Below are 20,955 nucleotides of genomic sequence, written 5' to 3' on the forward strand. Positions count from 1 at the left end.
CCCATTGATGGGGTCATCAAAGGGCGGAGCGATATCTCAGGCATCACGATCGCGCGGGTTTTGAATGACGAAGTGCCAAAGCTTTCGGGGATTAACTTGGCACTTGAGCCCTCGCTTGTTGGGGTCACGCTTTCGACGGACCACGGCCCATTTACTGTAACGCTTGATCGCCGCCGCCTGTCGCCAAAAAACCCACACCAGCTTTTTGTTTGGATGGTCGCTATCGGTGCTGTGATGTTGGTCATCTCGTATATGTTTTTGCGCAACCAATTGCGGCCGGTAAAGCGGTTGGCGGTTGCGGCGGCCGCGTTCGGGCGGGGGCAGGTGGTTTCTCTGACGCCCACGGGGGCCATGGAAATGCGCGCGGCGGGGACGGCCTTTTTGGATATGCGGGCACGGATTGAACGGCAAGCTCAGCAACGGCGCCTGATGTTGTCGGGTATTAGTCATGACCTGCGCACGCCACTGACCCGCATGCGGCTTGGGCTGTCGCTGATGGACGAAGACACCAGCGAGCTAGAGGGTGATGTGGACGCCATGCAGCAGATGCTTGATGCGTTTTTGAATTTCGCGCGTGATGAAGGCACGGAAGAAACGGAAATCGCTGATCTTAGGCCGCTGATTACGGATGCAATCCAACAAAGCCAGCGTGCAGGATTTGACGTCACAGCGGTAGGCGAAATTTCCACGGTATCGATGCCTTTGCGCTCCATGGCCATCGGAAGGTTGCTGGATAACCTCATCTCGAATGGTGCAAAATATGGCACCCGTGTTGGGGTGTCACTTGCGGTGAGTGAGCGAAGTGTGTGCATCACCATTGAGGACGATGGCCCGGGTATTGAGCCTGAATTTTATCACACCGCATTACGCCCGTTCACACGGCTTGAAGGGGGGCGTAATCAGAACAAAGTCGCGGGCGTCGGGCTGGGTTTGGCAATCGCCAACGACATCGTGCGCAGCCACGGCGGGTCTTTGCGCCTTGGTGTCAGCGATGCGTTTGGGGGATTACGTGTTGATGTAGTGATGTCACGTCCGGCACCTGACTAATCAGGCGACGCGTGTGGTAGGCCCGGCAGGACTTGAACCCGCGACCAAGCCGTTATGAGCGGCCTGCTCTAACCAGCTGAGCTACAGGCCCACGCAGTCATGGTGCTATCCTTGGCATTCAGTAGGGTCAAGGTGGCATGACTGATTTTGTGCTCGAGCTTGGTGTAATCTACAATTCAGATTTCAGGCGTTATGCACTGTGAAAGCGGCTTAAACCCCATCTCCCTTTGACCCCTTCGCGCGGACCTGCTACGTGGCGGCAACATCATTGTCCGGAGCGCGCATATGTCCAATGACATCCCCACTTCCCCGCAATCATTGAGCTATGCTGACGCTGGCGTTGATATCGACGCAGGCAACGCTTTGGTCGAACGGATCAAGCCCGCCGCGAAGTCTACCAACCGTGCTGGTGTTATGGCAGGCTTGGGTGGTTTTGGTGGTTTGTTTGATCTTAAGGCTGCGGGTTATATCGACCCAATTCTGGTTGCTGCGACAGACGGTGTTGGCACAAAACTGCGGATTGCGATTGATACAGGCAACGTCGACGGTGTTGGCATTGATCTGGTGGCGATGTGCGTGAACGATTTGATTTGCCAAGGGTCAGAGCCGCTTTTCTTTCTGGACTACTTCGCGACAGGCAAGCTTGAGCTCGACAGTGCTGCGCGCATCATCGAGGGGATTGCAGCCGGATGTAAGGCCAGCGGATGTGCCTTGATCGGTGGTGAAACTGCTGAAATGCCCGGCATGTATGAGGGTGGTGATTTTGACCTCGCGGGTTTTGCTGTTGGTGCGATGGAGCGTGGCGTAAGCCTGCCTGCTGATATCAAGCCGGGTGATATTCTACTGGGTCTTGCCAGTGACGGCGTACATTCAAATGGCTTTTCGCTTGTGCGTAAAATTGTCGAAGTGTCGGGCCTTGCTTGGGACGACGTATGTCCTTGGGACGCAAGCCAGACCCTTGGTGCTGCGCTTTTGACGCCAACGCGGCTCTATGTGCAAAGCACTTTGGCGGCCTTCAAAGCCGGTAAAATTCAGGGTCTTGCCCATATCACTGGCGGCGGACTTACCGAGAACTTGCCCCGCGTGCTTCCAGAAGGCTGTGCCGCGCAAGTTGATCTTGATGCGTGGGACTTGCCTCCGGTTTTCAAATGGCTCGCCCAGGAAGGCCAGATGCACGCAGCCGAGCTGTTGAAAACATTTAACTCCGGCATTGGCATGGTGGCCGTTGTACGCGAGGCTGATGTGCCAGACGCGGTACGTATTCTGGCCGAGCACGGCGAGATTGTTGTGCCGCTTGGTCAAGTTACCGAAGGCAATGGTCAGGTTCACTACTCCGGCGCCATCGCGTGAGCGCAGAGAAACGGGATGTAGACCGCCTGCGGGTGGCGATTTTGATCTCTGGCGGGGGCTCAAACATGATGACCCTGCTCGATGACATGGCGCGTGTTGATCATCTTGCAACACCCGTTATCGTGATCGCGAACCGTCCCGACGCAGGCGGGCTTGCAAAGGCGCGCGCGAACAGTGTTGCAGCGCAGTGTATAGATCACAAAGCCTTCGACAGCCGTTCTGAGTTTGAAGATGCGCTGCATAGGGCGCTGCTTGATGCGGGTCCTGATCTGATTTGCCTCGCGGGCTTTATGCGCATTCTAAGCGCTGAGTTTGTGGCAAAGTGGGAAGGGCGTATTCTGAATATCCACCCATCTCTTTTGCCGAAATACAAAGGTCTTCACACCCATGCGCGCGCCATTGAGGCAGGCGATTATTTGCACGGGTGCACTGTGCATCATGTCACTGCCGCCCTTGATGATGGGCCAATCATTGGTCAAGCCACCGTGCGGATCGCAGCAGATGACACGCCAGAAAGCCTTGCGGCCAAAGTGTTGGTTCAAGAGCATCTGCTCTATCCCAAAGCGCTACGGATCGCGTGTGAAAGTATAATTCAGAATTAAGACATGAAAATCGGCTTGGAGATGTGGCCGGAAATGGCTACACAAGATGAACTTCGGGACGTCCCCGACAACTAAAGAACGGCCGCACATGCGCACATTGACCACCACCAAAGCTTTATCCGAATTTTGCGCCAGCGCACGGGAGTGTGACTACGTTACAATCGACACTGAGTTTTTGCGCGAACGCACGTATTACTCAAAGCTTTGCCTGATCCAGATGGCCTATCGCGGTGAGAACGGCGCGGACGCTGTGCTGATTGACCCGCTTGTGGATGAGTTGTCGCTTGAGCCGCTCTATGACTTGTTCCGGGACACTTCTGTCGTAAAAGTGTTTCACGCCGCTCGGCAAGACCTTGAGATTTTCTTTGTTGATGCCAAAGTTTTCCCAGAGCCACTTTTTGATACACAAGTGGCGGCAATGGTTTGCGGTTTTGGTGAGCAGGTGGGCTATGAGACGCTTGTCCGCAAAATCGCACGTCAAGCTCTTGATAAGTCGTCACGGTTTACGGATTGGTCGCGTAGACCTCTAAGTGATGCGCAGAAAACCTATGCTCTCGCTGATGTAACCCATCTGCGTGATATCTATGAGTTTCTTAAAGTTGAGATTGAAAAGTCCAATCGAACCAAATGGGTAGAGGAAGAACTTGAAGTCCTTACATCGCCCGAAACATATATTATTGAGCCGCAAAACGCATGGGCACGCATCAAAACGCGTACGCAATCAGGTCGCTTTATGGCGCTGGTTCAAACCCTTGCAGAGTTTCGTGAAGACTATGCGCAAAGCAAAAATGTGCCACGCAACCGCATTATGAAAGATGACGCGTTGCTTGAGATGGCCTCTTTGAAGCCGACCTCGCACAAAGAGCTGAATGGCGCACGCTTGCTGCAACGCGATGCCCGCCGTGGTGACATTGCTGATGGTATTCTGGCCGCTGTTGCAAAAGGCATCGCGATGCCGGCGGATAAAGCGCCCAAGATTGCCAAGGCGAACTCGAACATCCAAGTGAACCCTGCGCTAGCGGATCTGCTTCGCGTGTTGTTGAAGGCGAAATGCGACACTTCGGGTGTTGCCCAAAAGCTTGTTGCCAACGCAGCTGAGCTTGATGCAATCGCGGCGGGTGAGCGCGATCTACCCTCATTGCGGGGTTGGCGCGCCGAGGTATTTGGTCAAGACGCCCTGCGTTTGAGTGAAGGCAAAGTGGCGCTTGCAACCCAAGGCGACAAAGTTGTCACCATTGAGCTTGACGCTGTGTAAGCGGGTAAAGCTTTAGCGGCGGGTGCGCCGGACGTTATTTTGGCCGCGTACTTCAATCGCCGTGATGCCTTGCAGGGCAATGTCAGACACAAATGTGCCCACAGTGATTTCCCGTGATGGCGCGCTGCCAACGGGTGCACCCGGGCGAGGCGGTACAACTCTTAATTCAAACGCAAGCAAACCACGCGTGTCGGTCTCAACCTCGATCAACTCAGCAGTGTGAAAGCCTTGGGCCTGAGGCAGGCCGGTCACGCGCACGATGGCGCCGCCTGGCGCGCGTTCAATCCGCATATCAGCCACCTGTGAAACAAGGGGGCGGATATCTTTCGCGGTTTCCAATGCACCTTCGGGCGTCAGCCGTTCTTCTTGCCGTTCGTAGTTGAACCAATTCATCGGGTTCACGCGGCTTTCCCGAATACTTCCACAGGCGGTTAAGCTGACAGTGGTTGTAACGAACACGGCAGATTTAATGATGCGGCGCATGAAAACCCTATACGTTGCGGCGCGAAAATGCGCCTTTATTTGCTATCTGATCGGTTCGGGTTTGAAAACCCTGCGAAAAGCTTGATTGCCCCTAGACGGAGGCGGGGCTGCGACTTACCTCATTCTCAAGACAAACAAAGGAACCGGTCATGGCGGCACAAGAATTTGAAGAGTTGGCGGAAACGTTTGAATTTCTGGATGATTGGGAAGACCGGTATCGCCACGTCATTGACATGGGGAAAAGCCTGCCACCTTTGGACCCCGCATTTCAGGTTGACGCCACAAAAGTTGACGGATGCGCAAGCCAAGTTTGGTTGCGCCCAATGATCCAAGGGACTGGCCCAGATGCAGCGTTCGAGTTTGAGGGTGACAGCGATGCGATGATCGTCAAAGGTCTGATTGCGGTACTGCATACGCTTTATGCGGGACGCACGGTTGCGGATGTGGGTAAGGTCGATGCACTTTCTGAGTTGGGGCGTCTTGGCTTGAACGATCACCTGTCTGCACAGCGGTCAAACGGTGTGCGTGCCATGGTCGAACGGATACGAATGGTGTCTGCAGAGGCGGCTGCGGGCTAAGCCTTTGCCCATGATGTAATTGCCCGCTGCATATCGCCGTAGCCTGTGAAGCGGCGCTCAAAATCAAGTCCAAGGCGGGTGGCGCAGTCTTTTGCTTTGGCGGTCAACTCTGCATCATCAGTCTGTGCTTGATAGACCAGCGTTGTGTAGTGCCCGAAATACATGTCCCGCAACTCAGGGTGACGATCAAGGCCGAGAGGCTCGTTGACGAAAGCATCAAACTGGCGTACCAAAAAGTCCGTCAGGTAAAAGCATGTCATTTCACCCCGTGCTTCAAATACCACGTTGCCTTCAAAAAAGCTGTAACAATGCGGGCCGGCGATCATCTCTACCCCGAGCGTGTCGCATGTTTGCTGCAGTAAGCCCCCCGTGCCGCAGTCAGCATAAACCACATAGATCTTTTCGTAGGTTGTCCGGTGCTGCTCAACAGCCTTGCGGACGGCGTTCGGAATATCGGCTGGCGAGTTGTGCAAAATTGCCGGCAGGCACTTCAGGTCCATGTGCGCCCAACCGGCGGTATTGAGAATATCTAAGATTTCACGAGCAAGGGCACCACAAGCCAGCAATAAAACACGGGCTTCACCAGTTGGCTTAACACCATGATCGCGTAAAGTGGTGTCATCCATTATTGCTCCTCCCAGAAACAAAAAGCCCCACCCGAATAATCCGGGCAGGGCTTCTTTTGTTTAAAAATATCCAATTCCTTAAGGCTGGCTTAACTGGCCGCCATTTGGTTATGTTTACGCGCCATGAAATTTTTTGCGGTCTCAACAGCGACTGCTGCATCACGGCAATACGCGTCTGCTCCGATAGCACGGCCAAATTCTTCGTTAAGCGGCGCACCACCAACCAGGACTGTGTAATCGTCGCGAATGCCTTTTTCGACCATCGTATCGATAACAACCTTCATGTAAGGCATCGTGGTTGTCAGCAGGGCCGACATCCCAAGGATATCCGGTTGTTCGGTCTCAAGCGCCTCAAGGTAGCTTTCGACCGCGTTATTAATACCGATGTCGACCACTTCAAAGCCCGCACCTTCCATCATCATGGATACAAGGTTTTTGCCAATGTCGTGGATATCGCCCTTCACAGTGCCAATAACCATTTTGCCGACCCGCGGCGCGCCTGTTTCAGCAAGCAGCGGTTTCAAGATGGCCATGCCGCCCTTCATCGCGTTCGCAGCCAGTAACACTTCGGGTACAAACAAAATGCCATCGCGGAAGTCGTGTCCGACAATTGTCATTCCGCCCACGAGGGCTTCGGTCAGGATGCGGTAAGGTGGCCAATCGCGTGACAACAAAATGTTGACGGCTTCCTCGATCTCTTCTTTGAGGCCGTCGTAAAGATCGTCGAACATTTGTGCGACAAGGTCTTCGTCATTTAATTCTGACAGGATGATATCGTCTTCTTCGGACATCCGCGTGATCCTTTGTTGAGGCGCAAAACGAAAAAAGCGCAGCGGGGATTTTTCATTAGTATTCCAACAAGCTTTCAAAAACCGTTGGCACAATTGCGACATGAGTTGCATCCGGTGCGACCGATTGTCATCTAGGGTCGATCTTGCGCTATGCGGCGGGGCGTCTGCGGCGCTTTGTGCTGCGTGCTTTGGGCGCGTTGCCGTCTGTGCCGTCCGAGGCTGATGAAAACCCGCCCAATGCCGCGGCGATTGCCTCATGGCTCGGCGCATCGCTGCGAGGACGTTCTTCAAGGGCGGCCCGCATTGCTTTGAGATGCTCAGGTGTTGTGCCGCAACATCCGCCAACGATTTTGGCGCCGCTATCGCGTGCAAGACAGGCGTAGTCGGCCATAAGTTCAGGCGTGCCGTCATAGTGGATATGTCCATCGTGATACTTTGGAATACCTGCATTGCCTTTGGCGATAAGGGGATGCTGCGGCTGTTCTGCTGACAAGCCTTGGACTGTGCGCAACAAATCCGACGCCCCCACGCCGCAGTTCGCCCCGAAGGCAACAGGCGGGTTTTCAAGTTTAAGCGTTTTGCGGACCATGTCTTTGGTCGTGATCCCCATCATTGTGCGACCGGCGGTGTCAAAGCTCATCGTGCCGCACCACGGCAGCTCTGCCAAAGCAAAGGCTTTTGAGGCCGCGGCAAATTCTTCAAATGCACTAATGGTTTCGACCCAAGCTACGTCTGCGCCGCCAGCTTTCAGCCCTTCCGCTTGCTCATGAAACATCTCCACAGCTAGGTCAAAGGTCAACGTGCCCATGGGCGCCATGATGTCGCCGGTAGGACCGACCGAGCCAGCTACGATGACTTTTCGATCCGTCACTTTATCAGCAACCTCGCGACCAAGTTCTGCGCCGAGTTTATTGAGCTCGAATACCCGCGATTGGGAGTTGTGCAATTTGAGCCTGCTGGCGTTGCCACCGAACGTATTGGTTAAAAATAGATCGCTCCCTGCGTTGACCGCACTGGCATAGAGCGCCCTGATGCGGTCGGGGTGTTCGACGTTCCACAGTTCTGGCGGATCACCAGCGCTGAGCCCCATGTTGAAAAGGTTTGTTCCCGTTGCGCCATCGGCAAGCAGCCAATCGCGATTTTGAAGAAGGGTTGTTAAGGGATTGCTCATCAAGATGCGCCTCGTGACTGGGTGTCTCCTGCTAGTGCCACGTTACCCTGCTTTAATGAAGTTCATAATTCTCATGTTGATTATGAGGTGCGCGCTTAACTGGCAGACCGAATGGCTCGCAAAACTTCGGCCCCACCTATGGCGAGTGCACGTCTGGATGGCGCACAGAGATAGAGCGGTTTCCACGAGGGGCCAAAACATGATTTGAATTGCCGCAGGCCTTGGTTTTTTAAAGGTCTCAGGATGCGGTGCAGCCATGTTTGCTCGGCCTTAGGAGGGGGCGCTGAGGCAAGTGAAACTGCATAAACGCCGCTTTCATGGGCGTTGCGCAGTGCTTGGGTGATCATTGCATGGGCCGTACCGGTTGGTGCGTTTGGATGTGCCCGAAGAAGGTCTAGGGTCCAGTGACGGCTTTTGCCGCTATTTGGGTCAATATCACCGGCGTGAAAGCTGATGAATCCGACAAGTTTATCATTGTGATGGGCCAGAAACACGATCTGTTCGGCCATCCATTCGGTGCAAAAGGTCCCCATAGAAAAGCCGTATTCACGGGCATTTTGGGCGACCCACGCTGCGTTGAGAGCCTCCATTTGCTCGGCTGGCAGGGCGGAATTGACTTTGGTAATGACCACGTTTTCTTGGGTGGCGGACTTCAGCTTGCGGCGCAATTGACGGAAATTGGAACCAGCCGTGTTGAACGGGGTACGGGTGTCCACAACCGCATCATCGGACATATGCAGGACTTGCCAGCCATTGTTGCGTGCCCGCTGCGCGGTCTGCGCGTTACATTTGTAGATTACTGCGTGGTGGCCTGTTTGCAGCGCCGCTTTTCGCAGCGCCTCAAAGTCGATGGGCCGTGCTGGACCTGACAGGGGATCAAACAGAGCGACCAACGCGGATGTAAGACGGCGCACCAGCCATTTGGGGCGGTGGTTCGCTGTTGTATAAACGGCTTCGCTTTCAGGGTGGCGCATTAACAGGCTTTCGCTGCGTTTCGCAGCATGGGCCGCGTGCAAGGCGTCGTTGTTTGGACGTTTGGCGTAAAAGCTGTTGGTGGGCGCAAAGCCCTTAATAATTCCGAACAGCACTGCGGCGATTGTGGCTGGGGTTGCGTAATAGACCACGCGGAATGCTATAAGACTGACCATGATTTCTGGCGCATTGGCTGTTGCAAAAGCGGCCAAAATCGTAAGATCAAACGGCCCCAAACCCGATGGGGTGTTTGACAAAAGTGCCGCGCCAAGTGCGGCCATATAGAGCGGGTAAAGGTGCCAAAGCCCAATCGTAACGCTGTCTGGCAAAAACACCCACAAAGCGACCGCGGCCGCTAGTGTGTCAACGGCTGCGCAGATCATCAACCATGCCCAGTCACGGTTTTGGGGCACGGCTAAATCTGATAGCTTATCGGTTAACCGCGCTGGAATAACGTCCATCCGCCAAAGCGCCCAAGCGCCGGCCATAACGGCAATGGCGCCTAATCCTGCCACCAAAACATATGCGTTATGCGCAAAAATAGCAGAGGCAATCGCAGTAAGAATGCCCCACATCATAATGAAGCTAAGTGCGACGCATGCCGTAAGCATGCCCGTTGTGCGCACAGTCATTGGCGCTACGGCTTGCCAACGTATAAACGCACCGATGAACGCGCTGGCGCCCAAGGCTTGACCAAGTGCAACGGCCATGAACCCGCTTCGCCGCGCAAGTTGCCGGCTGGTGCCCGTGCGTAAAACACGGTGCCAGACCGCATCATAGCCCGCCACCGCGGACAGACTTAAAGCCGTCAAAGCGTACGCAATAATCCATTTGAGCAGGCCGATTTCCGAGAAGGCTCGCGTAAGTTCATCCCACGTGGGAAGGCCCGCAGATTGACTGATCCACCAAATACAAAGCCCCGTAACCCCGAGCGGCGCAATTCGGCGGGCAATGGCTTGCAGCCGCCAGCGTTGCGGCGCTGGTTGGGTGTTGGGCAGGGTCGTGCTCACATATTTCTCCAAAGTATTTTGGCCACAGGCGTAACCGGTGTCGGCTGCATCCGGCCGACCTTAGGGCGTCTTGTCTAAACAACATGATAAAGACTTCAATCGCCCAGAAGATAAAATGCCTCAAATTGTCCCGTTTGCCATTTGGCCATGTTTCGTGGTGCTTGCGAGGACGCAGCAGTTGGCGTATGAGGAGCGCAAATATCGGGGTATGGGCGATGATGTCCCAAAAGACCCGATCGGAACGGAGACCCCGCACGATGGCGCGTCGCAAACTGATCTACGAAGGCAAAGCCAAAATTCTTTATGAAGGCCCCGAGCCGGGCACATTTGTGCAGTACTTCAAAGATGACGCAACTGCGTTCAACGCCGAGAAAAAAGACGTGATTGAAGGGAAGGGTGTGTTGAATAACCGCCTATCCGAATACTTCATGGTAGGCCTTGCCAGCGTCGGTGTGCCCACCCACTTTTTGAAACGCCTTAATATGCGCGAACAGCTCATTCGACAATGCGAGATTATCCCGCTTGAAGTGATTGTGCGCAACCGTGCTGCGGGATCGATTTGCAAGCGCCTCGGTCTGGAAGAGGGGGCAACACTGCCGCGCCCGATTATTGAGTTTTGCTACAAAGACGACTCGCTTGGTGACCCGCTTGTGGCTGAAGAGCACATCATCGCCTTTGGCTGGGCGAGCCAGCAGGACTTGGACGATATGGTTGCTTTGGCATTGCGCGTGAACGACTTTATGTCAGGTCTGATGCACGGCGTTGGTATCACGCTTGTGGACTTCAAGATCGAGATTGGCCGCGTTTGGGATAATGAATTCCAACGTCTTGTAGTCGCTGATGAGATCAGTCCTGACAGCTGTCGTCTGTGGGACCAAAAGACAGGTCAAAAACTCGACAAAGACGTTTTCCGTCGTGACCTTGGTAACTTGGCTGATGCCTATACCGAAGTGGCCCGTCGCCTTGGTGTGTTGCCGGCAAATGTAAGCCCTGCATCAAAGCCAACATTGGTTAACTGATCTGCTATTCAAGCGGGGCCCTTGGTGGCCCTGTCAAACTCAAGAACCTGATTTACAAGAAAAGAGACCTCGAAAATGAAAGCACGTGTTCATGTTATGTTGAAGAACGGCGTTCTTGACCCACAGGGTGAGGCCGTAAAGCATGCGCTTGGAGCGATTGGTTTTGCGGGTGTTGACGGTGTGCGTCAGGGTAAAGTGATTGAGCTGGATCTGGCGGATGGTACAGACGAGGCAACTATCGGCCAGATGTGTGAAAAGCTGTTGGCGAACACGGTTATCGAATCCTACACCATCGAGGTTCTGTAAGTTATGCGGGCGGCTGTCATTGTTTTCCCCGGGTCCAACTGTGACCGCGACATGAAAGTCGCGCTTGAGCAGGCGGGCGCCGATGTTCACATGGTTTGGCACAAAGACGCCGATCTGCCCAAAGGGGTTGATCTGGTTGCTGTGCCGGGCGGTTTCTCGTTTGGTGACTATTTGCGGTGCGGTGCAATCGCGGCGCAGTCACCCATTTGCCAAGCTGTGGTGCGCCACGCCGAGGTCGGTGGTTACGTTTTGGGCGTGTGCAACGGTTTTCAGGTGCTTACTGAAACGGGTCTGCTGCCGGGCGCGTTGATGCGTAACTCGGGCCTTAAGTTCGTATCGAAAACCATTGATTTAACAGTGGAAACTGAAAATTCAGTATTCACAAGCGGCTACCGTTTGGGTGATACATTGCGCATCCCAGTGGCTCATCATGACGGCAACTATGTGGCGGATGCATCGCTTGCAGCGCGTCTGGTTGATGAAGATCGCGTCGCGTTTCGCTACAGTGCGCCTCTGAATGGCAGTGTTGATAACATCGCGGGCGTTCTGTCTGAAAATCGCCGTGTTTTGGGCATGATGCCGCATCCTGAGCGGGCCATTGATGCATTGCATGGCGGTACAGACGGGCAGGCGATGTTCCGTGCGTTGGTTGAGGCCACAGTCGCTGCATGACTTGGCAGGGCCCGTGGCTTTGGTAAGTTACGGTCATGGTGAGTACTCCGACCTCTGAAATCAGACCGCAGCGCGGTATTGCGGCTGCCCGGGCGGCGGCTGCGGCCGGCTCTGTAGGGTGGCGTGTGCGGCTGTTGCTGTTGGCACTTTTTGTTTTTGCGGGCGCTACGATCTGGTTTACAAATGTTACGCTGACACAACGGTTTACCGAAACCACGCGCAACCGCGCGGAACTTCGGCTGGCGCTTTATTCTGCCAATATTCTGTCAGAACTGCAGCGCAATTCGATCGTGCCACAGCTTTTGGCGCGCGATCCCACGCTTATTTCGGCGCTGAATTCTGCGGATTATACGCAAACAACGCAGCGACTGTTGTCGTTCGTGGATGAAATCGGTGCGGCGTCGCTCAGCCTTTTGGACCGTGAAGGCCGCACTGTTGCGACGACAGAACGGGTCAAACTTGGCTCAAATCACCGATCCGAGCCGTATTTTGTGGATGCCCTGCGGTCAACGGAAACAGTCTTTACCGTTACGCCCCAAGACGGTGTTGGGTTTGAGTTTCGCTACACCCGCAGTGTGACTGTCGGAAATGAGCGGCTTGGGGTGATCTCGGTTGAGGTTGATCTCAGTAAATTTGAACGTTCATGGGCTGGCATTTTTGACGCGGTATTTTTGGCAGACAGCACGGGGCAGGTCATTTTGTCGACTGAGCCGCGGTGGCGGGGTAAATCTGAGCAATCGGCGCTTGAACTTGTGCCTGCAACTTCTGCGATCGAACGGGCCATTGAAGGGACCAGCCAGTGGGGGCCTGCATCACGGGCATTATTAAGTGGGCAGGGTGTTATGCGCCAAGAGGCGCGCATTCCGTTTCGCGGTTGGCGCTTGATCAGCTTTACGGGCTACACTTCTGTCCGTGAACAAGTGAACGGCGTCTTGGCCCTTGAGATTATGGGATTCGCCATGCTGCTAGCGCTGGCGTTCTATTTGTTGAACCGCCGCTCTGTGGCTCAGGCCCGGGGGTTTCAGCAAGAATCGGCTGAACTGCGGAGCTTGAACACACGACTTCAGCAAGAGATCGCAGAGCGTCAGCGCGTGCAAGCTGACCTAAAAAGTGCAGAGCAGACCTTGGCCCAGTCCTCAAAATTGGCGGCTTTGGGTGAGATGTCTGCCGCCGTGAGCCACGAGTTGAACCAGCCGTTGGCTGCCATGAAAACATATCTGGCAGGTGCCAAGCTATTGCTTGAACGTAAACGCGCCGAGGAGGCGATTGTCAGTTTTCGGCGTATCGATGACTTGATCGAACGGATGGGCGCGATCACGCGCCAGCTGAAATCCTATGCCCGCAAAGCAGGGGACAGTCTTGCGCCCGTTGATATGCGCGACGCGGTAACGTCTGCTTTGGCGATCATGGAGCCACAACTTAAAGCACGCAAAATTCGTATCACGAAGACATTGCCCCAGTCGCCCGCCATTGTGCTTGGGGATCGGCTGCGCCTTGAGCAAGTCATCATCAACCTGCTTCGTAACGCGTTTGATGCAACAAACGCGTCTGACACGGCGGCCGTGGATATTCTGCTTACATCGGGGGAACAGGTACTTTTGGCTGTGCGTGATAACGGTCAGGGGATTGAAAACCTCGATGATGTTTTTGAGCCGTTTTACACCACAAAACAGCCGGGCGATGGTGTTGGTTTGGGACTAGCGATTAGTTCGGGGATTGTCACAGACCTTGGCGGGCGGCTGACCGCGCGGAATGCCGCCAATGGGGGGGCTGTTTTCGAGGTGGTCCTTCCCATTTACCGCACAGAGGGCGAAAAAGAGAACGCCGCCGAGTAGGGCGCGCGTCAGACCCAATAAGGATGCCCCATGGCTAAGCCGATGAAGATCGCGATTGTTGATGATGAAAAGGACATGCGTCAGTCCATAAGCCAATGGTTGGCATTATCGGGATATGAAACTGAAACATTCGCCAGTGCAGAAGACGCGTTGAAAGGCATTGCGCCTGATTATCCCGGTATTGTGGTCAGCGACATTCGGATGCCCGGCATGGACGGTATGCAGTTTCTTAAGCGCTTGATGGGCACCGATAGTGCGCTTCCTGTCATCATGATCACGGGCCACGGGGATGTGCCCATGGCCGTTGAGGCGATGCGGGTAGGGGCGTTTGATTTCCTTGAAAAGCCGTTCAATCCTGAAACGATGTCCGACTTAGCCAAGCGCGCTGCGCGGGCGCGGCGCTTAACGCTTGATAACCGCGCATTGCGTCGCGAGCTGTCTGACGGTGGCGCGCTGATGAAAAAGTTGATCGGTGCATCGCCGGTGATGGCGCGGCTGAAAGAAGATATTTTAGATCTGGGCCAGGCGGACGGTCATGTGCTGATCGACGGTGAAACGGGTACTGGTAAAACGCTTGTGGCCCATGCGCTTCATGCGGTTGGTGCGCGCGCGTCGAAAAAGTTTGTGTTGGTCAGCTGCGGCGGTGTTGATGAAGATGCGTTGATGAAGCGCCTTTTTGATGCCTCCGAGGACGGCCGTATTTGCGCGGTTGAAGAGGCCCGCGGTGGCACGCTGGTGCTTGAGGATATTGAGGCCCTTAGTGATGCGGCACAGGCCCGTTTGTTGAGTGTTATCAACGAGCAAGGCACACCCGCGGAGACACGGATCGTAGCCATTTGTAATCTTCAAGAGCAGGGGCGAACTGTCGAGGACGCTCTGAGGCCAGATTTGTTTTACAGGCTCACCGCTTTGCGTATTACCGTTCCACCACTGCGTAAACGTGGTGAAGACATCCTGACGCTATTCACGCGTTTGGCGGAAGAATATGCTGATGAATACGGCTGTGACGCGCCCAAAGTCAGCGCGCAAGAGGCCGCACAATTGCTGCAAGCCCCATGGCCCGGGAACGTACGTCAGTTGATCAACGTGGCTGAACGCGCAGTGCTGCAAAATCGGCGTGAAAACAGTAGCATTACGTCACTTCTGATGAGCGATGCCGAGGAAATGGCGCCAGTGATGACCATCGAAGGAAAGCCGCTTAAGGAATACGTAGAGGCGTTTGAGCGTATGTTGATCGACAACACCATGCGCCGCCATAAGGGGAGCATCGTGTCCGTAATGGATGAGTTGTGTCTGCCGCGCCGAACTTTGAATGAAAAAATGGCCAAATACGGACTGCAAAGGTCTGAATATTTGGGCTGACACCTAAACTGCAGGGCGGTGCGTCGGTTTAGCATTGTAATTATGGCGCTTCATACCTACTATTAAGATACGCAGGCCAAAGCAGACAGCTCGGGTGCTGCGATATGAGTTTCGCTGTCTGACTTGTCCCTGAGAAATCTCGCGACCAACCTGACAGACTGATTGCGGGTCATTGATCCACTAGAACGCACGCGATTGCCGCCAAAAGCAGCGCCGCGTGAGATAATTGGCACCGCGTTCCCTGCGATTTGTGGCGACGTTACGTGTCGGAGAAGAAACGCGATGACGCGCGCCAGAGACGGGCAAAAAGGCCGAGCACAGCAGTTGACAGACCATTACGGTTTGCCTGTTCGTGCATCTGCTCTCCCGCTTGATCGGCCGCGTTTCGCCATAGATAGACACCCAACCCCTTCCACTTCATCTCGCCTCAGGTCTCCGCCTGACAGGCGCGATCGGCGTTTGGGACGGTGCGAACGGATAAAATGCCTAAGAAAATGCTTATTGACGCCACCCACGCGGAAGAAACCCGTGTTGTTGTGGTTGATGGAAACAAAGTTGAGGAATTCGACTTTGAATCTGAAAACAAACGCCAGCTCGCTGGCAACATCTACCTTGCAAAAGTAACACGCGTTGAGCCGTCCTTGCAGGCGGCGTTCGTTGATTACGGCGGGAACCGTCACGGCTTCCTCGCGTTCAGCGAAATTCACCCAGATTACTACCAAATTCCTGTCGCTGACCGCGAAGCGCTGATTGCTGAAGAAAAAGCATACACAGACAGCCTGAAAGCACAGGAAGAGGAAGAAGAGAGCAAGCCCAAACGGGGCCGCAGGCGCGGCGGCCGTGGCCGGTCAAGGGCAGCTGATGTGAAGTCCGATGATGCAGTCGTTACGGCTGAATTAGCTAGTGAAGTCGATGATGCAGTGTCGTCTGATGCGCCAATAGAAACAGATGCAGTCGCTACAGATACAGCAACGCCAGAGGCCGAGCAGGTTGAAATGCCCGCGCAAGCCGCGGGTGATGCAGAAGTTGCTACCGACGCAGAAAACAACGCCGATGACGCGTCTGCTGCTGAAGATGATGCCAGCGACGCGGTTCATGCTTCCGAAGAAGCTGAAGCGGCTGACGACAGCGACGATGCGGAAGTTGATGCAACGGCCAAAGATGATGGCATCGAATCTGTTGCAGAAGAAGACGACAGCGAAGATGTACGTCCCGTGCGCAAACCTCGCCCGCGCCGGTACAAAATCCAAGAAGTTGTGAATGTTCGCCAAATTCTTTTGGTGCAGGTTGTAAAAGAAGAGCGCGGCAACAAGGGTGCTGCTCTGACCACGTATTTGTCGCTTGCGGGTCGCTATTGCGTCTTGATGCCAAACACGGCTCGCGGGGGTGGGATCAGCCGCAAAATTACCAACGCGCCTGATCGCAAGAAACTCAAAGAGATTGCGAACGAGATTCTGGTACCAGAGGGTGCTGGTCTGATCGTGCGCACTGCGGGTGCCAAGCGGACCAAATCCGAGATCAAGCGCGATTATGAATATTTGCAGCGCCTGTGGGAACAAATTCGCGCGCTCACTCTAAAATCTATGGCGCCCGCCGCGATTTATGAGGAAGGCAACCTGATCAAACGTTCGATCCGCGATCTCTATAACCGCGACATCGATGAAGTACTTGTTGAGGGTGAGGGCGGTTACCGCACGGCCAAAGACTTCATGAAAATGATTATGCCGAGCCACGCCAAGAACGTGAAGCGCTACGAAGACAGCCTTCCGCTGTTTGCGCGCCATCAGGTTGAGACCTATCTGGCAGGCATGTTTAATCCGACAGTTCAGCTGCCGTCGGGTGGGTATATCGTGATCGGTGTGACCGAGGCGCTTGTTGCGGTAGACGTAAACTCTGGCCGCGCGACCAAAGAAAGCAGCATTGAGCAAACCGCGCTCAAAACCAACCTTGAAGCGGCTGATGAAGTTGCCCGTCAACTTCGGTTGCGCGACCTTGCGGGCCTTATCGTTATTGATTTCATCGATATGGACGAGCGCCGCAATAACATCGCCGTTGAAAAACGGATGAAAGACAAGCTGAAAACGGATCGTGCGCGCATTCAAGTGGGCCGCATTTCTGGCTTTGGCTTGATGGAAATGTCCCGTCAGCGTCTGCGCCCCGGAATGCTTGAAGCCACCACGCAGCCATGTGCGTCATGCCACGGCACCGGCCTGATCCGTTCTGATGACAGCACGGGTCTGTCGATCTTGCGCCAGCTCGAGGAAGAGGGTGTTCGCGGCCGTACAAAAGAAGTGCTGGTGAAGTGTCCCGTTGGCATTGCCAACTTCTTAATGAATATGAAGCGCGAACATATTGCACAGATCGAAGCGCGTTACGGCATGTCCGTGCGCATCGAGGGCGATCCAACTTTGGTAAGCCCCGATTTTAGCATTGAGAAATTCAAGACAGCGTCGCGTGTTGTGACGAAAATTGCACCGGCTGTCGTGTCTGTGGATGCCTCGATCATGGCTGATATTGACGACGCTGAAGACGAAGCAGAGATTTCTGATGATGCGTCTGAGGCGGGCACCGCGCCAGAAGCAGAAGTAGATGGTGAAGCGCAGCCCAAAAAACGCCGTCGTCGCCGTCGCCGCCGCCGGAGTAGTAATTCGGATGAGGCGCGTTCAGAAGAAAATACAGCGCCACAAACGTCTGAAGGCGGCGAAGGTGAGGCAGTAGAGGCGACTGAGACAACTGCTGCTGATGCCCCTTCTGATGAGGCTGAACCGAAAGAAAAGCCACGCCGGACCCGCAGCCGTGGTGGTCGTGGCCGTGGTCGTAAATCTGCTGAAAGTTCAGAAGCGCCTACTGAGACGTTAGCAGACACTGCGTCTGCTGGGGAAGTGGAAACACAAACTGGACCTGAAACAACTGAAGCGGCTGTAGAGCTTGTTGCAGACGCGCCTGCTGAAAAGCCGAAGCGGGTTCGTAAGCCACGCAAAACTGCGGCTCAAAAAGCTGCGGAAGCGGCGGAGGCAGAGGCAGAGGCTGCCAAAGCAGCAAGCTCTGCTGAGGCATCGGCAGATACAAAGGCAGAAACGGCTGAAGAAGTACCTGCTGACAAGCCCAAGCGCGTTCGAAAGCCACGTAAAACCGCAGCTCAAAAAGCAGCAGAAGCAGAGGCTGCTAAAGCGGCAGAAGCCCCTATTGAGAAGCCAGAACCGGCACCAACACCTGCGCCAGCAGCAGAACCTGCTGCCGAACCGGTGGTGGAAGAAGCTGCACCAAAGCCCAAACGCCGCGGCTGGTGGAGCCTTGGTTCGAAATAGCTCTTGGGTTCAAGAAACTTTAAAATTAAGCCACGTAGCATAAGTTGCGCGGCTTTTTTGGTCGGTAAAAGTTCTAGGATCAGGCTACTTCTTTTGGATGTAATAAGCGGTGTTTTCACCGCTTTCATCCGTACCCAAAAACGTATGACCAGCCTCGGTACAAAAATGTGGAACATCAATTTGTGCCGCAGGATCGCTGGCAATCATGCGAAGAACCTGGCCAGTTTGCAGGCTTTGAAGCCGTTTGCGCGCTTTCAAAACAGGCAGCGGGCAAAGCAGACCAACCGCATCAAGGGTATCATCGTGTTCCATGTCTGATGAGCTAGCCGCGATGTTACATTTTGTCCACATTTTGTAACGCCCTTGCTATTTGCCCACCCGCGAAAAAACCCGTATCAGGGAAGCATGTTAGATTTTTCCGTCCTTGACGTAACGCTGCTGCCTGCAATGGGGATCGCCCTTGTCGCAGGCATTATCTCTTTCCTGAGCCCCTGCGTACTGCCGATCGTGCCACCTTATTTAGCCTATATGAGCGGTGTGAGCGTTAGTGATATGAACAACGAAAAATCTGCGCGGGCTAAAGCGTTAGGGACCGCACTGTTTTTCGTTTTGGGGCTTTCGACGGTGTTCTTGATCTTGGGCTTTACGACCTCTTTGATGGGGGCGTTTTTTCTACAAAATCAGCAATGGTTAGTCGTGGCTTCGGGCTTGGTTATCATGGTCTTTGGCGCGCATTTTGTTGGTGTGTACCGCATCGGGTTTATGGACCGTGAGATACGCATGGATGCAGGTGATCAGGGCGGCTCTGCGTTTGGTGCCTATGTTCTCGGGCTAGCGTTTGCCTTTGGCTGGACGCCGTGCATTGGGCCACAATTGGGGGCGATTTTGTCGCTTGCCGCATCTGAGGCAAGTGCTGTTCGGGGTACCGCGCTGTTGGCGGTCTATGCAATCGGATTAGGTATTCCGTTCTTGCTTGTTGCGGCGTTTTTTCCTTCTTTGAGTGGCGTGATGGCATGGATGAAACGGCACATGCAGCAGATTGAGCGGATGATGGGTCTTCTGCTCTGGACAGTTGGTTTGATGATGCTGACAGGGCAATTCACGGAATTCAGCTTTTGGCTGCTTCAGACTTTTCCTGCTTTAGCAAATTTCGGTTAACCTTTTTGCCCTCATTTTGCCCAAAAATGCGTCTAACGCTTGGGTATGAAATCTATCCATTCACATTCGGAAGAAGCGACAGCGTTGCGCGTTAAGCGCCGAAAGGTTTTTTATATTCCCGGATATGATCCGATCCACCCGCGCAGATATCGCGAGCTTTACCGAACCGAAAGTAAGGATCAGGGGCGGATCAGTGGCTATGATATTGAATTATCTGCCAAACACACAGGCGCGCGGTACGGCTGGCATGTGAACGCAGATATCGACGGGCATGTAACGGAAAGCGATTTTGAAGTTCTGGTTTGGTCCGACATTGTACGTGACAGCATGTCGAATACGAGTGCGGCGACCTACGCGCAATTGATCAAGACCGCATGGATTCACATATCAATAGGCGTTTTGTGGCGGCTGATGAAGCTGCGAAAAGGCCCTGTGATTGCGGCGCTTTATCCAGTGGTGTTTTTGCTGGGGCAGCCGGGCTTTGCATTTTGGCTGGGGACGGTGGTCTATCGGTTGTTGAATTGGGCAATGCAAGCGGGCGTGGGGCTTAGTATTTGGCCAATATCAATGACGGCCGCTGTTGTCGCTTCATGGTGTGTGCTGCGCTGGTTCAAAACCAACGATAACAAGTCTTTCGCCTATTATTTGATCCATGATTATAGCTACTCGGCTGCGACCTACGGCGCCTATTCCCCTGCATTAAAACAGCGAATTGCGGAGTTTTCTGGTGCAATTTTTGACGCGCTACACGGCGATGTGGATGAGGTTTTGGTTGTTGGGCACTCCTCTGGTGCGCATCTGGCAGTGTCGGCGTTGGTCGATGTTCTGCGTGATGGCAATCTGCGCACACATCAACCTGCGCTGGCATTTTTATCAGTCGGACAAGTTGTGCCAATGGTCAGTTTTCTTCCCGACGCAGATGAGTTGCGCCGTGATCTGCACTACCTCAGTGAGGCTGTGCCGCTGACCTGGGTGGATGTGACTGCGCCTCGTGATGGCTGTGCTTTTGCGCTTTGTGATCCTGTTGCTGTGTCTGGCGTTGCGCGGTCCACACAACGGTGGCCTTTGGTAATTTCTGCAGCGTTTTCCCAAACACTAAGTGCAGCGCGTTGGAAGGCACTGCGTTGGCGGTTTTTCCGCCTTCATTTTCAGTACCTCTGGGCATTCGATCGTCCAGCCGACTACGATTATTTTCAGATCAGTGCCGGCCCTGTGTCTCTCGCAGAGCGGTTCAAAGGACGTGCACCGTCAAAGTCACGGATCGTCAGGGCGGTTTCAAAATTCACAAAGACCGCCCCATGAGTAGTAACGACATACGCCCCCCCAAACCCGCATCGCGGCCCGAGCGTGTATCGCTCTGACGGTATATGAAGTTTTTTTCGGGCAGATATTTTTTCCGCGCAACCTGCC

Annotated in this window: 20 protein-coding genes and 1 tRNA gene; 13 read left to right on the forward strand and 8 right to left on the reverse strand. The window is 54.3% G+C overall.

The features are described from left to right. Window positions 1-1,047 (forward strand): ATP-binding protein (locus ACTF5M_RS03060; protein ID WP_438959620.1); only part of this gene is annotated, 1,047 nt, incomplete at its 5' end. Window positions 1,048-1,061: 14 nt separating this feature from the next. On the opposite strand, the gene ACTF5M_RS03065 is transcribed toward ACTF5M_RS03060, so the two are convergent. Further along, window positions 1,062-1,138 (reverse strand) — tRNA-Ile (locus ACTF5M_RS03065). 194 nt (window positions 1,139-1,332) lie between these two features. Here ACTF5M_RS03065 and purM point away from each other — a divergent pair. From purM to rnd, 3 genes are all read left to right on the forward strand, one after another. After that, window positions 1,333-2,397, forward strand: coding sequence for a phosphoribosylformylglycinamidine cyclo-ligase (purM, locus tag ACTF5M_RS03070; RefSeq protein ID WP_438959621.1), 1,065 nt, complete (start codon window positions 1,333-1,335; stop codon window positions 2,395-2,397). 65 nt (window positions 2,398-2,462) lie between these two features. Next, on the forward strand, window positions 2,463-2,999 hold the full coding sequence (gene purN, locus ACTF5M_RS03075; protein WP_438959710.1) for a phosphoribosylglycinamide formyltransferase: 537 nt from the start codon (window positions 2,463-2,465) through the stop codon (window positions 2,997-2,999). Window positions 3,000-3,087: 88 nt separating this feature from the next. Continuing rightward, on the forward strand, window positions 3,088-4,254 hold the full coding sequence (gene rnd, locus ACTF5M_RS03080) for a ribonuclease D (protein WP_438959622.1): 1,167 nt from the start codon (window positions 3,088-3,090) through the stop codon (window positions 4,252-4,254). A 12-nt stretch (window positions 4,255-4,266) separates the two neighbouring features. Here rnd and ACTF5M_RS03085 read toward each other — a convergent pair whose 3' ends face one another. After that, window positions 4,267-4,737 (reverse strand): hypothetical protein, encoded by a 471-nt coding sequence (locus ACTF5M_RS03085; protein WP_438959623.1) that lies wholly within the window; start codon window positions 4,735-4,737, stop codon window positions 4,267-4,269. Between the two features lie 149 nt (window positions 4,738-4,886). Between ACTF5M_RS03085 and ACTF5M_RS03090 the strand changes: the two genes are divergently transcribed. Next, window positions 4,887-5,315: a SufE family protein gene (locus ACTF5M_RS03090; RefSeq protein ID WP_438959624.1), complete on the forward strand. Its 429-nt coding sequence runs from the start codon at window positions 4,887-4,889 to the stop codon at window positions 5,313-5,315. Here ACTF5M_RS03090 and ACTF5M_RS03095 read toward each other — a convergent pair. The 4 genes from ACTF5M_RS03095 to ACTF5M_RS03110 form a co-directional block, all read right to left on the reverse strand. Further along, the gene (locus tag ACTF5M_RS03095) at window positions 5,312-5,941 is read right to left on the reverse strand and encodes a DUF1638 domain-containing protein (RefSeq protein ID WP_438959625.1); all 630 of its coding nucleotides are present in this window, start codon (window positions 5,939-5,941) and stop codon (window positions 5,312-5,314) included. The genes ACTF5M_RS03090 and ACTF5M_RS03095 overlap by 4 nt on opposite strands. Window positions 5,942-6,030: 89 nt before the next feature. Further along, window positions 6,031-6,732: a corrinoid protein gene (locus ACTF5M_RS03100; protein ID WP_438959626.1), complete on the reverse strand. Its 702-nt coding sequence runs from the start codon at window positions 6,730-6,732 to the stop codon at window positions 6,031-6,033. A 148-nt stretch (window positions 6,733-6,880) separates the two neighbouring features. After that, a complete protein-coding gene (gene bmt / locus ACTF5M_RS03105; protein ID WP_438959627.1) occupies window positions 6,881-7,903 on the reverse strand; it encodes a betaine--homocysteine S-methyltransferase in 1,023 nt (340 codons plus the stop codon). A gap of 95 nt (window positions 7,904-7,998) precedes the next feature. Continuing rightward, window positions 7,999-9,885: a phosphatidylglycerol lysyltransferase domain-containing protein gene (locus ACTF5M_RS03110; RefSeq protein WP_438959628.1), complete on the reverse strand. Its 1,887-nt coding sequence runs from the start codon at window positions 9,883-9,885 to the stop codon at window positions 7,999-8,001. Between the two features lie 257 nt (window positions 9,886-10,142). Here ACTF5M_RS03110 and purC point away from each other — a divergent pair, with 257 nt between their 5' ends. The 5 genes from purC (at window position 10,143) to ACTF5M_RS03135 (ending at window position 15,079) form a co-directional block, all read left to right on the forward strand. Then, entirely contained in the window at window positions 10,143-10,904 is a 762-nt protein-coding gene (gene purC, locus ACTF5M_RS03115) for a phosphoribosylaminoimidazolesuccinocarboxamide synthase (protein WP_438959629.1), read from the forward strand. Window positions 10,905-10,979: 75 nt separating this feature from the next. Next, a complete protein-coding gene (gene purS / locus ACTF5M_RS03120; protein WP_048597633.1) occupies window positions 10,980-11,210 on the forward strand; it encodes a phosphoribosylformylglycinamidine synthase subunit PurS in 231 nt (76 codons plus the stop codon). Between the two features lie 3 nt (window positions 11,211-11,213). Continuing rightward, window positions 11,214-11,882: a phosphoribosylformylglycinamidine synthase subunit PurQ gene (purQ, locus tag ACTF5M_RS03125; protein WP_438959630.1), complete on the forward strand. Its 669-nt coding sequence runs from the start codon at window positions 11,214-11,216 to the stop codon at window positions 11,880-11,882. A 35-nt stretch (window positions 11,883-11,917) separates the two neighbouring features. Continuing rightward, window positions 11,918-13,717, forward strand: coding sequence for a sensor histidine kinase (locus tag ACTF5M_RS03130; RefSeq protein ID WP_438959631.1), 1,800 nt, complete (start codon window positions 11,918-11,920; stop codon window positions 13,715-13,717). 30 nt (window positions 13,718-13,747) lie between these two features. After that, window positions 13,748-15,079 (forward strand): sigma-54-dependent transcriptional regulator, encoded by a 1,332-nt coding sequence (locus ACTF5M_RS03135; RefSeq protein WP_438959632.1) that lies wholly within the window; start codon window positions 13,748-13,750, stop codon window positions 15,077-15,079. 259 nt (window positions 15,080-15,338) lie between these two features. Here the strand turns inward: ACTF5M_RS03135 and ACTF5M_RS03140 are convergent, their stop codons facing one another. Further along, window positions 15,339-15,500 carry a hypothetical protein gene (locus ACTF5M_RS03140; protein ID WP_438959633.1) on the reverse strand — a complete coding sequence of 54 codons (162 nt, stop codon included), beginning with the start codon at window positions 15,498-15,500 and terminating at the stop codon, window positions 15,339-15,341. A 61-nt stretch (window positions 15,501-15,561) separates the two neighbouring features. On the opposite strand from ACTF5M_RS03140, the gene ACTF5M_RS03145 reads away from it, so the two are divergent. Then, entirely contained in the window at window positions 15,562-18,387 is a 2,826-nt protein-coding gene (locus tag ACTF5M_RS03145; RefSeq protein ID WP_438959634.1) for an Rne/Rng family ribonuclease, read from the forward strand. An 84-nt stretch (window positions 18,388-18,471) separates the two neighbouring features. Here the strand turns inward: ACTF5M_RS03145 and ACTF5M_RS03150 are convergent, their stop codons facing one another. Next, window positions 18,472-18,699, reverse strand: coding sequence for a sulfurtransferase TusA family protein (locus ACTF5M_RS03150; RefSeq protein ID WP_438959635.1), 228 nt, complete (start codon window positions 18,697-18,699; stop codon window positions 18,472-18,474). A 93-nt stretch (window positions 18,700-18,792) separates the two neighbouring features. Between ACTF5M_RS03150 and ACTF5M_RS03155 the strand changes: the two genes are divergently transcribed. Both ACTF5M_RS03155 and ACTF5M_RS03160 read left to right on the forward strand, forming a co-directional pair. Continuing rightward, window positions 18,793-19,545, forward strand: a complete 753-nt coding sequence (locus ACTF5M_RS03155; protein ID WP_438959636.1) for a cytochrome c biogenesis CcdA family protein — start codon at window positions 18,793-18,795, stop codon at window positions 19,543-19,545. Between the two features lie 45 nt (window positions 19,546-19,590). Next, window positions 19,591-20,847, forward strand: a complete 1,257-nt coding sequence (locus ACTF5M_RS03160) for a hypothetical protein (protein WP_438959637.1) — start codon at window positions 19,591-19,593, stop codon at window positions 20,845-20,847. Window positions 20,848-20,955: the final 108 nt, after the last annotated feature.

It is taken from the genome of Nereida sp. (genome assembly GCF_965655635.1).
Lineage (GTDB): Bacteria > Pseudomonadota > Alphaproteobacteria > Rhodobacterales > Rhodobacteraceae > Nereida.

Excerpts from the sequence above, each read along its gene's own strand:
- purS (WP_048597633.1), top strand. The coding sequence starts at position 10,980 with ATGAAAGCACGTGTTCATGTTATGTTGAAGAACGGCGTTCTTGACCCA.
- purN (WP_438959710.1), top strand. The coding sequence starts at position 2,463 with ATGATGACCCTGCTCGATGACATGGCGCGTGTTGATCATCTTGCAACA.
- ACTF5M_RS03135 (WP_438959632.1), top strand. The coding sequence starts at position 13,748 with ATGGCTAAGCCGATGAAGATCGCGATTGTTGATGATGAAAAGGACATG.
- ACTF5M_RS03145 (WP_438959634.1), top strand. The coding sequence starts at position 15,562 with ATGCCTAAGAAAATGCTTATTGACGCCACCCACGCGGAAGAAACCCGT.
- rnd (WP_438959622.1), top strand. The coding sequence starts at position 3,088 with ATGCGCACATTGACCACCACCAAAGCTTTATCCGAATTTTGCGCCAGC.
- ACTF5M_RS03090 (WP_438959624.1), top strand. The coding sequence starts at position 4,887 with ATGGCGGCACAAGAATTTGAAGAGTTGGCGGAAACGTTTGAATTTCTG.
- bmt (WP_438959627.1), bottom strand. The coding sequence starts at position 7,903 with ATGAGCAATCCCTTAACAACCCTTCTTCAAAATCGCGATTGGCTGCTT.
- purM (WP_438959621.1), top strand. The coding sequence starts at position 1,333 with ATGTCCAATGACATCCCCACTTCCCCGCAATCATTGAGCTATGCTGAC.
- ACTF5M_RS03155 (WP_438959636.1), top strand. The coding sequence starts at position 18,793 with ATGTTAGATTTTTCCGTCCTTGACGTAACGCTGCTGCCTGCAATGGGG.
- purQ (WP_438959630.1), top strand. The coding sequence starts at position 11,214 with ATGCGGGCGGCTGTCATTGTTTTCCCCGGGTCCAACTGTGACCGCGAC.
- ACTF5M_RS03150 (WP_438959635.1), bottom strand. The coding sequence starts at position 18,699 with ATGGAACACGATGATACCCTTGATGCGGTTGGTCTGCTTTGCCCGCTG.
- ACTF5M_RS03140 (WP_438959633.1), bottom strand. The coding sequence starts at position 15,500 with ATGAAGTGGAAGGGGTTGGGTGTCTATCTATGGCGAAACGCGGCCGAT.
- purC (WP_438959629.1), top strand. The coding sequence starts at position 10,143 with ATGGCGCGTCGCAAACTGATCTACGAAGGCAAAGCCAAAATTCTTTAT.
- ACTF5M_RS03160 (WP_438959637.1), top strand. The coding sequence starts at position 19,591 with ATGAAATCTATCCATTCACATTCGGAAGAAGCGACAGCGTTGCGCGTT.
- ACTF5M_RS03100 (WP_438959626.1), bottom strand. The coding sequence starts at position 6,732 with ATGTCCGAAGAAGACGATATCATCCTGTCAGAATTAAATGACGAAGAC.
- ACTF5M_RS03130 (WP_438959631.1), top strand. The coding sequence starts at position 11,918 with ATGGTGAGTACTCCGACCTCTGAAATCAGACCGCAGCGCGGTATTGCG.
- ACTF5M_RS03085 (WP_438959623.1), bottom strand. The coding sequence starts at position 4,737 with ATGCGCCGCATCATTAAATCTGCCGTGTTCGTTACAACCACTGTCAGC.
- ACTF5M_RS03095 (WP_438959625.1), bottom strand. The coding sequence starts at position 5,941 with ATGGATGACACCACTTTACGCGATCATGGTGTTAAGCCAACTGGTGAA.